At 56.7% G+C, this 15,505-nt stretch carries 10 protein-coding genes; all 10 read left to right on the forward strand.

The features are described 5' to 3' along the window. Positions 1-121: 121 nt before the first annotated feature. The 10 genes from rpe (at position 122) to J2I48_RS01770 (ending at position 15,499) form a co-directional block, all read left to right on the forward strand. The gene (gene rpe, locus J2I48_RS01725; RefSeq protein ID WP_207333643.1) at positions 122-793 is read left to right on the forward strand and encodes a ribulose-phosphate 3-epimerase; all 672 of its coding nucleotides are present in this window, start codon (positions 122-124) and stop codon (positions 791-793) included. A gap of 27 nt (positions 794-820) precedes the next feature. Beyond that, positions 821-2,248, forward strand: coding sequence for an alpha-amylase family glycosyl hydrolase (locus tag J2I48_RS01730; protein ID WP_207333644.1), 1,428 nt, complete (start codon positions 821-823; stop codon positions 2,246-2,248). Positions 2,249-2,295: 47 nt separating this feature from the next. Next, entirely contained in the window at positions 2,296-4,374 is a 2,079-nt protein-coding gene (locus J2I48_RS01735; RefSeq protein WP_207333645.1) for an OmpA family protein, read from the forward strand. Positions 4,375-4,438: 64 nt separating this feature from the next. Continuing rightward, a complete protein-coding gene (locus J2I48_RS01740) occupies positions 4,439-6,283 on the forward strand; it encodes a glycosyltransferase family 39 protein (protein ID WP_207333646.1) in 1,845 nt (614 codons plus the stop codon). A 20-nt stretch (positions 6,284-6,303) separates the two neighbouring features. Then, a complete protein-coding gene (locus J2I48_RS01745; protein ID WP_207333647.1) occupies positions 6,304-8,064 on the forward strand; it encodes a hypothetical protein in 1,761 nt (586 codons plus the stop codon). Between the two features lie 12 nt (positions 8,065-8,076). After that, on the forward strand, positions 8,077-9,243 hold the full coding sequence (locus J2I48_RS01750; protein WP_207333648.1) for an acyltransferase family protein: 1,167 nt from the start codon (positions 8,077-8,079) through the stop codon (positions 9,241-9,243). Between the two features lie 134 nt (positions 9,244-9,377). Further along, positions 9,378-10,139: a glycosyltransferase family 2 protein gene (locus tag J2I48_RS01755; RefSeq protein WP_207333649.1), complete on the forward strand. Its 762-nt coding sequence runs from the start codon at positions 9,378-9,380 to the stop codon at positions 10,137-10,139. 24 nt (positions 10,140-10,163) lie between these two features. Then, positions 10,164-11,555, forward strand: coding sequence for a protoporphyrinogen/coproporphyrinogen oxidase (locus J2I48_RS01760; protein ID WP_207333650.1), 1,392 nt, complete (start codon positions 10,164-10,166; stop codon positions 11,553-11,555). 183 nt (positions 11,556-11,738) lie between these two features. Continuing rightward, entirely contained in the window at positions 11,739-14,465 is a 2,727-nt protein-coding gene (locus J2I48_RS01765; protein WP_207333651.1) for a hypothetical protein, read from the forward strand. Then, entirely contained in the window at positions 14,462-15,499 is a 1,038-nt protein-coding gene (locus tag J2I48_RS01770; protein WP_207333652.1) for a hypothetical protein, read from the forward strand. Before J2I48_RS01765 ends, J2I48_RS01770 begins: the two co-directional genes overlap by 4 nt. The last annotated feature ends 6 nt before the right edge of the window (positions 15,500-15,505 follow it).

Below are 15,505 nucleotides of genomic sequence, written 5' to 3' on the forward strand. Positions count from 1 at the left end.
TTATTGAAGAAAATTTGTGCCAGCGTACGCTGGCGTAAGCAACTTTCGCTCTTTCACCATTCACTCTTTCGCTCGTTCACTCTTATCGCGTTTGGGCAAAAAAAGGTAATTTTACTGACTTATGAACCCACCAATTATTGCGCCGTCGATTCTGGCGGCTGACTTTGCCAACCTGCAACGCGACGTTGAACTCATTAACCGTTCGGAAGCCGACTGGTTCCACGTCGACGTGATGGACGGCGTTTTTGTGCCGAATATTTCGTTTGGCTTTCCGGTGATGGAGGCCATCTGTCGCCACGCCACCAAACCCCTGGACGTACACCTGATGATTGTGCAGCCCGAACGCTATATCGACGCGTTTGCGAAAGCTGGCGCTGCGGCTATTACGGTACATTACGAGGCCTGCACACACCTCCACCGCACGCTCACCCTGATCCGGGAGGCGGGTTGCCGGGCGGGCGTGGCCCTGAACATGCAAACGCCCGTAGACACCCTCATCGACATTGCCGACGCCTTCGATCAGGTGCTGATCATGACGATCAACCCCGGCTTTGGTGGTCAGAAATTGTTGCCCCTGTCTATCCCAAAAGTGGTGAAGCTGCGTCGGTTATTGACCGAAGCCCAGAGTCCGGCGCTCATTGGTGTAGATGGCGGCATCGATCAGCACACAATCGGCATGGTCGTTGCGGCAGGAATTGATTATGCCGTGGCGGGCACGTCGGTGTTTGGCGCAGCCGACCCCCTCCTTGCCATTCAAACATTAAAAAAGGCCCGGCAACCACTTCTGGCCTAATTTTACCCAGTAACGACACCGTATCGTATGAAGACTCAGGTTATACATGCCTCCCTGTTCCTACTGCTTTTAACTGCCAGTTGTCAATTTACCCAGCAACGCACCGACAGCCAGCCTACATCAGACTCCACGACAGCCCCCTCCGACAGCCTGGCCAGTGCTGCCGGAAAACCCGCCGAACCCGAATGGGCTAAAAACGCGACGATTTATGAAGTAAACGTGCGTCAGTTTTCGGCCAAAGGTGATCTGGCCTCGGTAGAAGCGCAGCTGCCCCGGCTCAAAGAACTGGGCGTAGATATTGTCTGGATGATGCCCATTTACCCCATTGGCAAAGTGAACCGAAAAGGCACGCTGGGCAGCCCCTACGCCGTGGCCGATTACACGTCGGTGAACCCCGACTACGGCACCGTGGCTGATTTGAAACGGCTGGTAAAACGGGCGCACGACCTAGGCCTGCGCGTAATCCTGGATTTTATTCCCAACCACACCGCCTGGGACCACCCCTGGACCAAACAGCACCCCGACTGGTATACGCAGGTGAACGGCAAGCTCACCTCGCCGCTGGATGAAAAAGGCAAGCCCACCGGCTGGGACGACGTAGTAGACCTCAACTACGGCAACCCCAACCTGCGCAAAGCCATGACCGACGTGCTCACGTTCTGGCTCCGCGAGACCGACATCGACGGCTACCGCATGGACGTGGCCGGGCTGGTGCCTACCGACTATTGGAAAGAACTCCGCCCCGCCCTTGACGAAGTGAAACCTGTGTTTATGCTCTCGGAATGGGAAGCCGACCCCAACCATTTCCGCACGGCCTTCAACATGAACTACGCCTGGGCCACGCACACGCTGCTGAAAAACATTGCCAAAGGCACGCATTCGGCCCTGGCTATCGACACGCTGCTGGCGCAACGCAAAAAAGAATATCCTGCCTGGGCCTACCAGATGCAGTTTACCCAAAACCACGACGAGAACACCTGGAACGGCACTCTAGCCGAGTCGTTTGGTCCCGGAGCCAAGGCCTTTGTGGTGCTCACGAGTACGTTCAATGGCATGCCGCTGGTGTATAATGGGGCCGAATCGGGCCTGAACAAGCGGCTGCAATTCTTCGAGAAAGACCCCATCAGCTGGGGCAACTATAGCGAAGCCATGTTCTACAAATCGCTGCTGACGCTAAAACACCGCAACCGGGCGTTGTGGAACGGAACGCACGGCGGGCCGCTGGTGAAGATCCCCACCGACCACGATGCGCAGGTGTATGCGTTCTATCGCCAGAAAGACAATGACCATATTGCCGTCATCATCAACCTGAGCGGACAGACCCAGCTCATTAAACTGGGCGAGGGTGCCTACGCTGGCCTCTATACCGACGTATTTGCCCAAACGCCCATGGAGCTTAAAAACGACATGACCCTCACCCTGAAACCCTGGGCCTACCACGTGCTGACAAATTGAGTTTAACAGGTAAAGTCTGAAGTCTAACGTCCATTGTCCCAAGTCCAATGTCTATTCACAACATGTCATTACTGCCTCCAGCGCAACCCGCGAACCGATGGGCCTGGCTGCTGATCTGGTTGCTGACAGGGCTTATTCCGGGCCGTGCGCAGGGCATTCAGTGGGCTAGTAAGGTCGTTGGCTATTCGTCGGAAGGGCGGGGCGACGGCGGCGGGCAGCAGTTTCAGGTTTCGCAGATCCTGGGCGCGCCGAGCATCTACCCGCGCACGGGTGTCAGTCCCTGCGCCTGGTCGCCGATCAGCGTAGACGGTGCCCCCGAAGAGTGGATTACCGTGGCCGTGGCCAATACCCGCCCCGTGCGGCAGGTGCTTATTGCCGAAACAGCTAACCCAGGGGCTATTGTACGCGTGATCCTGACTGACATGTATGGCAAGGAGCACATTATTTTCGACGAAAAAGACGCGGCATTCCGGGCCACCAAAATGCCGGTTGACCCGCTCCTGCGCATTACCGTGGCCGACAGTACGCTGGAAGGGCGGCAGGTGAAAGTGGTGCTCAACCCCAGCCGCACCAAAGGCCTGAATCAGATTGACGCCATTGGCCTAAGCCACCTCACCGGCGCGGTGGTACCCGGCATCCGCGTCTCGCCCGACACGCCCGCCTCGCTGACCAAAGAGAGCCTGGGACGCAGTATCAATACCCCCGGTCAGGAGGTGGCGCCCGTGATCTCGCCCGATGGCCGGGTGCTCTACCTCACCCGCAACAACCACAAAGGCAACACGGGGCAACCCGGCAAACAGGATGTATGGTACTCGGTGCTGGGTCCCGACCGCTTTTGGAGTGAGGCGCAGAACATTGGCGCGCCCATAAACACCAACGACAACAACGCGATCAGCGGCATCTCACCCGACGGCAAAACGGTCTACCTCATCAACGTCTACCGGCCCGATGGCAGCATGTCGTTTGGCATTTCGAAATCCACAATGAGCAAGACGGGGTGGACCATGCCCCGCGAATGCAAGATTACCAACAACTATAACAAGCACAAAGACAACCAGTTAGAGTTTACCGTTTCGCCCGACGGCAAGACGATGCTGCTGGCCGTGCAACGCAACGACGTCATTGGCGACCGCGACCTGTACGTTTCCTTCCGGCAGCCCGACCTCACCTGGAGCGAACCCAGAACGCTGGGACCCATGGTGAACACGGCCGATTCGGAAAGCTCGCCGTTTCTGGCCGTCGACAACCGGACGCTATACTTCACCTCATTGGGCAGGCCCGGTTTTGGCAATGGCGATATCTATGTGACCCGCCGACAGGATGATTCGTGGACCAACTGGTCGGAACCCGAAAACCTCGGCCCCGCCGTGAACACCCCCGAATGGGACGGTTATTTCACCATTCCCGCCTCCGGCGACTATGCCTACCTCAGCTCCAGGGCCAATTCGCTGGGCGAAGACGACATTTTCCGGCTAAAGCTCTACCCCGCCATCCGGCCCGACCCGGTGGCCATCGTGTCGGGGCAGGTGCTCGATGCCATCAGCAAAAAGCCCGTGGCAACCGAGGTGGTATCGGACCTGTTCGAGAATAACAAGGAGTTTGCCAAGGTGGAATACGACCCAGAAACGGGCGAATACAAGATGGTGCTGCCTACCCAGAAGGCCTATCAGCTTACAGCCCGCAAAGACGGCTATTTCCCCGCCAGCGAAACCCTGGACCTGAGCAACGACAAGCGCTTCCGCGACATAAAACGAAACCTGTACCTGATGCCCATTCAGGCGGGGGCCAAAATGATTCTGCGCGGCGTACGCTTTGCCCAGAGCGAAGCGCAGTTACTGCCAGGGTCGGAAGCCGAACTGGACCGGGTACTTGACCTGATGAAACAACATCCCGACATGGAGATTTTGCTGGAAGGCCATACCGACAATCAGGGTGAGTGGGCACCCAACATGAAGCTCGCCGAAGACCGGGTGAAGACCGTGAAAGAGTACCTCACGGCCAAGGGCATCACCGAAAACCGGGTGCAAACCAAAGCCTGGGGTCCCAGCAAACCCATTGCCAGCAACGAATCCGAAGACAAGCGTAAACTAAACCGGCGGGTAGAATTCACCATCCTGAAATTGTAATTCAGGGGGGTGTTGGCTTATTTTGTCTTAATCACCCCACCCTCCGCCGGTCGCTCGGCCCGCTATGTCCCTCCGTCCCTCGTCCAGCTTACCCCTGTCAACGCCTTCATTACTAGCGCTTTTAGCCATCATGACGGTGGCCCTCGCCCTGCGCATCTACAAGCTGGATGCCCACGGCGTTTACCTCGACGAAAAGTTTACGCTTGTAGCCTCGCAGGGCGTAGTGCAGGAAGGGTCGAACCAGCACGACGTTTTTTTTACACCCGGCAAGCCTTATTTCACCCCCAAAGAATTTCACAAACCCAAGCGCCTGGCCGACTACGACGAAGCCATTGCCCGTAGCGACATCAGCAACAGCCCCGCCTACACGGGCCTGCTCTCGCTCTGGATTCGGGTGTTTGGCATCAGCGATTTTTCGGTGCGGTTTCCGTCGGTGCTGTTCAGCATAAGCACGGTCTGGCTTATTTTTCTGCTGGCCCGCCGCTACACCGGCTCCGTACGCGTAGGGTTGCTTGGCGCGGCGGTGGCGGCTACAGAGCCTTTTTTTGTGGCCTACAGTCACGTGGCCCGCGCCTACAGCATGACCATCTTTATGTCGCTGCTGGCCACCTGGCTGTTTCTACGCATTCTGGACCGGCTTGGTGAAGACAGCCGGAGCAATGAACGCAACGTGTTTCGGGCCAACCGGGGCCTCTGGTGGCTCTATGCGGGCTATGGCATGGCCTATGCCGTATCCATTCTGGGCCACACGCTGGGGCTAATGGTATTCGTGGCGCATGGCCTCTACCTGCTGCTCTACGTGCGTGGCTGGTCGGCCTACGTGGGGTTTGGTCTGGCCGGGGTGCTGGCCACCCTGACGTTGCTGGTGCCCTGGTTTACAGTTTACGCGGGCAAGTACCTGTTTATGACCATGGCCTACCAGGCGCAGTTTTATAAACACCTGGCCGACACCAACCCCCTAGGGAACGGCTTTGGCATAATCCTGCCCGCCACCATGCCCAACGTCTTCAGCGCGGCACTGCCCGTGGTAGCCGATCTGTTCTGGCTCACCAACGGCCTGGCCACCGACCTGTTGGGGCGTCGGAATGTGGTGATCGAACTGGGTGCAGGGGTAATACTACTGGGCATTGTTTTGCTGGCCGAACGAAAAGGACAAACAGGACAAACGCGTTATAATCAAACGTTGTTTTGGGCAGCCATTGGTGTGCTGTTAGGCACCCTACTATTGATAACCATTCATACTGGGCAGGCCGTAGTGCTCACTAGTCTACCCTTGTTTGGGTATGTCCTTTACCAAGCCATTCAACACTACGGGCAGGCCCGGCAACGGCATTTTCTGGTGCTGATGGGCCTGCTGCTGCTCACCCCTACGCTATTTTTGCTCATCATCGCCTTCCGAAACGGGCATACCTACGGCATCACGCAGCGCTACACCAGCTTCTCGTTTCCTTACGCGGTCATCATCGTCGGCATCCTGATCGATCAGTTGTTCCGGCTTCCACGCTACCTGGTTGGTATACTTTGGATGGTCATCCTGATAAAGACGGTCTATATCATGGACCTGAACAAACGTATCTTCGACGACACCGCCGCCAAATACACGCAGTTCGGCGTGCCCCGCATCAAAAACCCCTACATGACTGCTGCCACCAGCATTGAAGCACAGTATACGCACGGCGACACGGTCCTCTACCCCGCCATCAGGCTTCATCCCGCCGATGAAATTGAGAGAACATTCTGGCCGTTTTCGATCAAAGACGCTCAGATGACCAACCTGTATTTGCCCCACGACGCCACCTACTACCAGCGGATGGACACTACCCAGACCGACCGGATTTGGCTGGTGAAAGGCCATACCGGACAGCGTGTGCTTATCTTTGACTTCAAAGGCAACACCTATCGGTACTAAACGCCCGCCGCCAATTGCTCATGGTGCCTACCCAACCCCAACACCCCACCCAGCCGACACCGCCCCAGCCGGTGGTTAGCCAACGGTCCTGGCCGGGGTGGCTCTACGCGCTGGTATTCACGCTGCTGCCCATTGGTGCGGTGGCCTGGGCGTGGTGGCAAGGGGCGGTAAACGTACCTAAGTGGGACGACCACGCCCTGAAAGGATCGCTGCTGCTCATGGAAAAAACCACCTCGCCGCCCACCTGGTTTCGGCAGGTGATAGCGCAGCATAACGAACACCGCATTGCCCTGGACCGCCTGCTGGCCTGGGCCGATTTCAGCCTGTTTGGCAAGCTCAGCTTCACCCGGCTCATGGTCTACGGCGATCTGCAACTGCTCTTGCTGGTGGGGGTTCTTGGCTTGATGCTGGCCCGATATACCAAACCGTGGTACCTGTTTCTGCCTCCCGTTGCTCTCTTCATTATCAGCCTGGCGCAGTGGGAAAACATGTACTGGGCGTTGTCGTCTATCCAGAATTTCGGCGTTGTTTTCTGGTCGCTGGCTTGTCTCTACACGCTGGCGCACCGGCCCAAACCGTGGCTGGCCATAGGCCTCGCGGCGGTGGCAACGCTGGTGAGTGGCAACGGTTTTCTGGTCTGGCCCATTGGTATCCTGATGCTACTGGCGCAACACCGCCGCCGTGATTTACTACCCTGGACCGTTGCGGCTGTACTACTGATTGCGCTCTATTTCTGGGACTACGCCATGCCCAATACCCACCCCCCCACGCGGGGCAATGTGCTGGAACTGGCGGGTGGTTGCCTGGCCTTTTTGGGGGCTGCCGCTGAAGCACTTCCCATTTCCCGGCCATACCTCCCAAGCATGCTCCTGGGTGCACTTCTACTGCTGTGGTGGAGTCTGGAACTGGTTCGTTCGGTGGGGCAAGTCAGGTCTAAAGCAGGCTTGATATCCCTGCAAGCGTTCGGCTTTGGGGCGCTGGCCTTCCTGGTCGGTACAGCCCTTGTAGTGGTCTGGGGACGGTTTGGCTACGGGAAGGATATGCTGCTCACCAGCCGCTACCGAATCTATTCCCTAACACTGTTAGCCTTGACGTATACCTATTGGTTGTCAATGCGTTACAGTAGATCAACAGTTTTCACAAAAAGGGCCTGGCAATACGCCCTTGGTGGGCTGCTTGTGAGCGGTTTGCTATGGTGGAGTGCGTTTCGATTGAATACTCACGAGGCTATGGCGCTCCGTAAACAGTTGCTCATTAGCCAGTATAACTGGACCTACACACACAACACGCCTACCTCGGCCATTGACCCTACCACGGCCCGGCTGATCGACAACGCCCCGGCGTTTTATGATGCCACCCTACCCCACTTTTTCAATCCAGCCACAGGCGCAGCCTTCCCGATCGACACCCTCTTCAAAGCCGACAATAATTACATTATCCGCCTGGTTGCAACGACTGTCTCCCCGCCCACGCTGCCCAGTCTGACCAACCCCGATGCAGGGCTAAACATCCTGCTGCGGTCGGCGAAACGGACGTATCTCTTCGGGGCGCGGCCTCGTCCCCACCGCAACTGGCGGGTGCTGCTGGGCCTACTCCCACTCTACCCCAACAACCAGCCTATTGAGGTAGCCATTCCCGCCGGGGAACTCGACGCGGGTACCTACGACCTGGACGTGGTGCAGTACGGCCCCGACAAGCCAGCGGGTACGGTACGACCCACCACCCGGCTGCTCACCGTGGCCCCACACCACAGCATTACCGGCCCCGTCAAAAACTGGTAGTCCGGCTTATTTATGACAACCTTAGCAAAGCCCACCACCCGCCCCGCGCTCAATCACCTCGTGCAACTCGATGGGGTCCGGTTTATTGCCGTGGCCATGGTGCTTATTGACCACTGGACCGCCGAACGCCTGCCCCCCATTCTGTTTGTGCCGCTGGGGTCGCTGGGCGTTACCATTTTTTTCGTGCTGAGCGGCTTCCTCATCTCGCGCATTCTACTCTCAGGCAAAGACAAACTACCCGAACCTAAAACGGCTCATTTAGGAGGGTATCTAAAAACGTTTTACATCCGCCGTACGCTCCGCATTTTCCCCATTTATTACCTCACGCTGTTCATTCTCTACGCTCTCAATGAGCCGCCCGTGCGCCGCACCATTGGCTGGCTGGCCCTGTACACGAGCAACATCTACATTGCCAGGTACGCCACCTGGATGGGTACCGTAGACCACCTCTGGTCGCTGGCGGTAGAGGAGCAAGTGTATCTGGTGCTGCCCATGCTGCTGTTTGTGCTGCCACGGCGGCTGGTGCTGCCCACGGCCCTGCTCATGATGGTGGGCAGCCTGGCCCTGCGCTACGGCCTCATGCGCCACGGCAGCACCTGGTTCATCGGCTACGTTTCCATGCCCACCTGCCTCGACGCCTTCGGGCTGGGCCTTATTATGGCCTACCTCTGGCTCTACCAGCGCCCACGCTTCGAGAGGTTCTTTAGCTCATCAATTGGTCTCATTATCAGCATCATAGTCTTCGGACTGGTGGTTTGGGGTGCCCGCACTACCGCCGAGGCCCAACCCACGCTCGACTACCATGCCAACAACAGCTATGCCCACGTCTGGGAAAGGCTGTCGGCGTCGTTCATTGGTTTTTTCCTCATTGGCCGGGCCATTCTGGGCTTTCGGGGACCGATGAAAGCGTTTCTGGAAAGCCGTGTCAGTCAGTACCTGGGTCAGATCAGCTACGGGCTATACCTCTACCATAATTTTATCTACAACGCCTACCACACGCCCCAGACGCATATTGTGTTGCGGGTATGGCGGCGGCTGGTCAGCTACATACCCGCGCTGGGCAGTTCGTTTGCTTTCGAATTCGTCTATTTTCTGCTGCTCACTATTGGCCTGGCCAGCCTGTCGTGGTTTTTAATTGAAAAGCCTATTAACCGGTTGAAAGATCGCTACGCTTATTAAACCGCCCATTGGCTAAGGTCTGGGACCGTTCGGAAGGGCGGGCCAAACAAATACCTATCTTTGTCCTGTTGCTAAATCAGTATATCAACTCCGTATCGATCCCATCGGTAGCCTATAGATTTCTCCCCTAAACGATGCCCGTATTCTTATCGATTGTCATGCCCGCCTACAACGAGGAAGCCGTTATTGAAGACGTTGTGGTGCTGTGGACCAATCTGTTAACCGCTCATTTTCCTACCGAAAATACCCGCCTGATTGTTGTTAACGACGGCTCGAAAGATAAGACAGGTGCTATTTTAGACCAGATCGCGCCGAAATATCCCCAGCTGATGGTGGTACACCAGCCTAACGGTGGCCACGGCAACGCGGTGGTCAACGCCTACCGGCAGGCCATTGCCCTCGATTCGATGTATGTGTTCCAGACCGACAGTGATGATCAGTTTGTTACCGCCGACTTTGACAAACTCTGGGCGAAGCGGGCCGAGTCGCCGTTTATTCTGGGTCACCGCGAAATTCGCTTCGACGCCCCAGCCCGGCTACTTATTACCCGAATTCTGCGCCTGAGCATCGCCCTGATCTACGGCACCTATATCAAGGATAGCAACATACCGTTCCGCCTTATCCGGGGCACGTACCTAAAACGACTGCTAGCCCAACTGCCTACGCCAACACCGTTTGCTCCCAACATTTTTTTGGCCGTGATGGCTAAAAAAGCGGGCAACAACCTCTTCGACATTCCCATTACGCACAAAGAACGCATGACTGGCGAGGTGTCTATTCTCCGTTGGAAACTGCTGAAAGTGTGCATCCAAAGTTTCCGCGAACTGGCGCAGTTCCGGCTCGATCTGGGCAAGAAAGTAGCCGCCCTCCGCCAACCGGAGCCAGTGTTAAATTAACAGTTCAATTTTCTTTTCAAAAAAATGCATACTAAATACGTAATCATTGGCTCAGGCCCAACCGGCCTGGGTGCGGCACACCGACTGAAAGACCTCGGCATCGACGACTTCGTGGTGCTCGAAAAAGAAGACCGGATTGGTGGCCTCTCAAAGAGCTTCGTTGACGAAAAAGGCTTTACCTGGGACGTTGGCGGACACGTACAATTTTCGCACTACAAATACTTCGACGACCTGATGCTCAAGGCGTTGGGCGAAGACGGCTGGCTCAAACACCAGCGCGAATCGTGGGTCTGGATCGAAGACCGGTTTGTGCCGTATCCGTTCCAGAACAACATCAAATACCTCTCGCCCGAAACGATGTGGAAGTGCCTCGAAGGCATCATCCACGTCTACAAGAACCCCACGACCCAGAAGCCAAAGAACTTCAAAGAGTGGATTCTGCAAACCGCCGGGCCAGGCATTGCCGAGGTTTTTTTGTTCCCCTACAACTTCAAAGTGTGGGCCTATCCCACCGAAGAAATGAACGCCGTGTGGGTGGGTGAACGCGTAGCCATCGCCGACCTCGCCCGCGCCACGAAAAACGTGATCTTCAACCAGGACGATTTCTCGTGGGGACCCAACAGCACATTCCAGTTCCCCAAAAAGGGCGGAACGGGCAGCATCTGGGAAGCCGTGGGCAACATCATCGGGCGCGAGAAATTCAAACTCAACGCCACGGTAGAGAAGGTAAACGGCCCCACCAAAACCCTCACCCTGGCCGGTGGCGAGACCATTACCTACGATCATCTGCTGAGCACGGTGCCGCTGGATATTTTCACGCGCTACGTGGAAGGGCTTGATCCTAAGCTGGTTGAGACGGCGCAGGGTCTGAAACACTCCTCGACTCACGTAGTAGGCGTCGGCCTGAAAGGCAAACCCAGCGAAAGGCTGAAAACGATGTGCTGGATGTACTTCCCCGAAGCCAACAGCCCCTACTACCGCGTCACGGTGTTCTCGAACTACAGCCCCAACAACGTGCCCGACAGTGAGCAATACTGGTCGCTGATGACCGAAACGAGTGAGTCGTCGGCCAAGCCGGTAGACCGCGAAAACCTCATCCGCGACACGATTAAGGCACTGATCGAAGACCAGCTCATCGAGTCGGAGGCCGACGTGGTGTCTACCTTCCACAAGGCGTTTGAGTATGGTTACCCCACCCCATCGGTGGAGCGCGACGGTATTCTGAACGCCGTACTGCCCGCCCTGGAGCCGTTTGGCATTAAGTCGCGGGGCCGGTTTGGCGCCTGGAAATATGAGGTGAGCAACCAGGACCACTCCCTGATGCAGGGGGTAGAATGGGCCAACCGCGTGGTAGCCGACGTACCCGAACTGACGCTCTTCTTCCCCGATACGGCCAATGCCATGTGGGGTAAGTAAAACCGGTTTGCTAGTGTAGCTTTGGGCAGGGATTTTTTGACAGGATTATCAGGATTTCAAGATTGACAGGATTTCTTTTAGCAGAGCAAACTGGCCGAAGAAAAAAGAAATCCTGTCAATCTTGAAATCCTGATAATCCTGTCAAAAAATCCCTGCCCAAAGCTACACTAGCAATCTTTCTTCATGCCTAAAAATGGTTGGTGGATTATACTGGCACTATCGGCCCTGCTGGCAGGCGGGTTAGGCTATGGTTGGTATCAACAATCGAGAGCATCGGTGGCCTCGTTTGTGCCGGCTGATGCCCTGCTGGTCATGGACAGTCATGAGCTACTGACCAATTCGGACCCCGCCGGACTGTCTATTCAACAGCTACCGCTTTTTTCTACAGCCGTACAGCGGCTGAAACGGCTGCTTTATTCCGCTACGGATTCGACGCAAGCTCAGGCACTGCTGGCCAAAAAGACCATTCGTTATTCGGTGCATCCGCTCACGAAAACGGCGTTGGACCTTATCTTCTGCGTTCCGCTCGATGCGCCCGCCGACGGGGTCTTTCTGCAACGATTGCAGCAGCCCGACCCCAACCAGTTTCGGCTGTTGAGCCGCCAATATGCCGGGCAAACAATTTTTGAGCTGCGCGATCTGCGCAACCAGTCCTACGGCTCATTTCTGCTGTACCACGATCACCTCATCGGTAGCCCGTCGGCGCTGCTGCTCGAAAACGTGGCGCGGCATCTGAATCAGTTTTTTCGCACGTCAACTGGTGTGACGTTTCCTGAATCGGCCGATAACCTAGCCCATCTCTACCTCAACGCCAACGTACTTGGACAGTTCCTGGCCGACCCTACGGCCAACGCTTCCCTATTACGAACGTTTTTACCCCAAACCCTCACGCTCCAGTTTCGGCGGTCGGCCTCGCCTACGCACTGGCTCGGCTTTGCTACCGACCCCATCACCAACCGGCAGGAGGTGGCCGGTCTGTTTGCCGGGCAAACGCCCCACCGCATCCGAAACGGCGCGCTTATTCCGCAACGCACCGCCACCCTCTATCACCTGGGCATTTCTGACCCCGCTCGCTTTGGGCAATCGCTCACTGCCCTGCTCCGGGCCACCAACAACACCCAACTGCGCACCCGCATTGGCCGGGTAGCTTCCCTCCTGCCCGGCTTGTACAACGCCTTGTCGGGCGACGTGATCCTGTGCCGCTCTGAATCCTCCAACACCGCCATTGGCCAGGTGCTCATTCTGGAAGCCACTGATGTTAAAGTACTTAGCCAAGCCATTCAGCGGGTAGCTTTTCAGTTGGGGGGTGGCACAACATCAGCCGCAAAGCCTATCGCGGCCCGTCCGAACGTGGCCCGTCCTTATCTGGGTCATCAACTGCTCCCCCTGCCCGTCAGCGAACTACCAGCTACGCTCTTCACTAACCTATTTGCCGGTTTTTCGCAGACCTGGATGACGCAGCACGGGCGGTGCGTGGTGCTGGCCAATTCGGAAGAGAATTTGCAAAACTGGATTCAGCAGGTAAACAGCCATGCCGTCTGGGCTACCGACGAACGGCTGTCGGCACTACTTACGCAGACGCTTCGCCCGGCTCACTTCACGTCCTTCACCCGCCTGCCCCGGTCAGGTTCATCGTTTTTAGGGCAATGGCCCGCCGCCTGGCAAAACCTGCTGGGGCCAGCGCCCTTTGACCGTGTAGAGAATCTGGCTTACCAGGCTACCTACGGACAAGACCGGATTCTGTCGACGGTAGTACTGGGGCGAACCGCACGGCAGGCCGACACCACGGTGCTTGGGCGGGTGTTGCTCCGCAAACGCATACCCTTCAATGCCAGCCTGATTGCCTCGCCGGTGGTGGCCGGGCGGCTGTCGGACCCCACGGCGCAGATTTGGGCGCAAAACAGTGCGCGGCAGTTTGTGCTGCTCACTACCGACAAAGACAAGATTGTGCAGGACACCACCGACGGCCCCATTCGCAGCAATGTGGTGGCCGTAGACTGGCGCAACAACGGCCAACTACAATACCTGTTCATGACCGACCGGTCGCTGTATGTGGCCGATCTGGGCACCAAACGCGTTCATCTTCAGCGCATTGCGTTGCCAGCGGGCCTCGAAACGAGCTACCTCGCCCTGCTCAGCGGCAGCCGCCAACAGTCGAGCATTGTGGCCCTGATGGCCCACCGCGACGGGTCGATTTATGCGCTGGACCGGCAACAGCAACGCCTGACTAAACTCGGTTCTGCGCCGGGAAAGGTACCGCTACTGCTACCGTTTCAGGTGATCGACCAGCAGGGGCAGCTTGCCGTGCTGGGTCTGCAAACCAACGGGCTACTGCATTTCTGGACGATGGCCTCTGGGCGAACAACGCTGACCGATTCGGCTCATTTTCCCGTCAGGCTTACGGCCAGTCGTGACAGTGTGCGGTTTGCTGGTCCGGCATTATGGCTTCCCGCCAGCAACCAGTTTGCTACGGTCACCACCGAGGGCGAACTGCTCACGCTTGGCCCTACCGGTGGGCTAATAAGCCGAAAACAACTCTACCGCCCCCTCCGCGATGGCACGTTCCGTCTTTTCCCCGACGCCGAACAGACGGGCTACGTCCTGCTCCGCACCACCGACGCCGATGTGGCCGTACTTGACGCGCAGGGCAACCGGCGCTTTGAACTGCGCGGCCTGAAGCCCAACCAAACCCACGTGCAATATCACCGCCTGGGTGCGGGTGTGGAGGTGCTGGCCGTGAAATCGGGTAACTTTACCACGCTGTATGACCTGGCTGGCAACCGCATCGGCAATCGGCCCATTCCCAGCGATTTCCCGGTTACGCTTCAGTATGATGACCAATCGAACGAATTATATATTGTGAGCAGCATCCAAAAAGCCGTTCAATTATTTAGTATCCGAATCCGATGAAGATTGTCCGTTATCTGGTATTGGTGGTCGTTTGCGTACTGTGGCTGGGTGGGTGTTTTCAGCCAGTAATGCATCAGTTGTACGAGACCGGCGTCATTGTAGATGACTACCGCTACGGTGATCTGTACCGCCTATCGAACCTGCCTCAATTCAAAGAGGGTCAACGACTTTGTCCTGAACACGCTTCTGTGCTCACCACCACCACACCCGTGTCTGAAACGGCCCCAAACCTCTACGTCATCGGTGACAGTTTCACTGAACACGGACGACTGTCGGTCGGTGACTTGCCCGTGCATTGGCTGCGGTGGCAACACTGGGAAGATCCTAAAAATCAGGCAGTACAACTCGATACTACCCGCCGGAATGTGCTGTTGCTGGAATCAGTAGAGCGGCACCTCCGCGAACACGCAGCCGGACCGATCAATAACCTGCTTGTGGTGGTCGATTCAAACAGAACGGATGGTCCAAAACCAGCGAAACCCTCCTTGCGCGCTGCTTTGGTCGATATGGTTCGATCAAAGGGCATTGAAGAACGATTGGAAACGGTACTATTCAGCCATGACCTGTTCCAAGTTTTTCGTGAATGGAAGGCCGTAATCAACCAGCGCTGGTTCAACCGGGTGGCCCCAACCGTCTCGCTGTCAACCGATAAACGGCACTTGTTCACTGACCTAGACACCAATCCCGACAAGCCATTGAACTCAAGTTTCTCGACGTTGACCAACGCTGAAGTAGATTCCCTCGTTGCGCAGCTGAATGAAGCTGCCGCCCGCTACAAACGGGCTGGCTTCAATGACGTACTGCTGTCGATCATACCAAATAAAGCGACTATTGAAGACCCAAACCGGGGGGGGTATAATCACCTCATCGAGCGTGTTCAGCAGCATCCGGCGCTGAGCATCAAGGTGGTAGACGTGTATCCTGCTTTTCGTATGCAACACCCCGCTCCCTATGCCGTTGGCGATTCGCACTGGAACTGCACCGGGCGGCAACTATGGCTTGACAGTTTGGCAAAAAAGCTCACCAGTCTTTAATCATGC

Origin of the sequence: Fibrella aquatilis, assembly GCF_017353255.1 — a bacterium.
Classification (GTDB): Bacteria; Bacteroidota; Bacteroidia; order Cytophagales; family Spirosomataceae; genus Fibrella; species Fibrella aquatilis.

What these genes read in the sequence shown, in the direction of transcription:
- rpe (WP_207333643.1), top strand. Translation starts at nt 122, where the DNA reads ATGAACCCACCAATTATTGCGCCGTCGATTCTGGCGGCTGACTTTGCC.
- J2I48_RS01730 (WP_207333644.1), top strand. Translation starts at nt 821, where the DNA reads ATGAAGACTCAGGTTATACATGCCTCCCTGTTCCTACTGCTTTTAACT.
- J2I48_RS01735 (WP_207333645.1), top strand. Translation starts at nt 2,296, where the DNA reads ATGTCTATTCACAACATGTCATTACTGCCTCCAGCGCAACCCGCGAAC.
- J2I48_RS01740 (WP_207333646.1), top strand. Translation starts at nt 4,439, where the DNA reads ATGTCCCTCCGTCCCTCGTCCAGCTTACCCCTGTCAACGCCTTCATTA.
- J2I48_RS01745 (WP_207333647.1), top strand. Translation starts at nt 6,304, where the DNA reads ATGGTGCCTACCCAACCCCAACACCCCACCCAGCCGACACCGCCCCAG.
- J2I48_RS01750 (WP_207333648.1), top strand. Translation starts at nt 8,077, where the DNA reads ATGACAACCTTAGCAAAGCCCACCACCCGCCCCGCGCTCAATCACCTC.
- J2I48_RS01755 (WP_207333649.1), top strand. Translation starts at nt 9,378, where the DNA reads ATGCCCGTATTCTTATCGATTGTCATGCCCGCCTACAACGAGGAAGCC.
- J2I48_RS01760 (WP_207333650.1), top strand. Translation starts at nt 10,164, where the DNA reads ATGCATACTAAATACGTAATCATTGGCTCAGGCCCAACCGGCCTGGGT.
- J2I48_RS01765 (WP_207333651.1), top strand. Translation starts at nt 11,739, where the DNA reads ATGCCTAAAAATGGTTGGTGGATTATACTGGCACTATCGGCCCTGCTG.
- J2I48_RS01770 (WP_207333652.1), top strand. Translation starts at nt 14,462, where the DNA reads ATGAAGATTGTCCGTTATCTGGTATTGGTGGTCGTTTGCGTACTGTGG.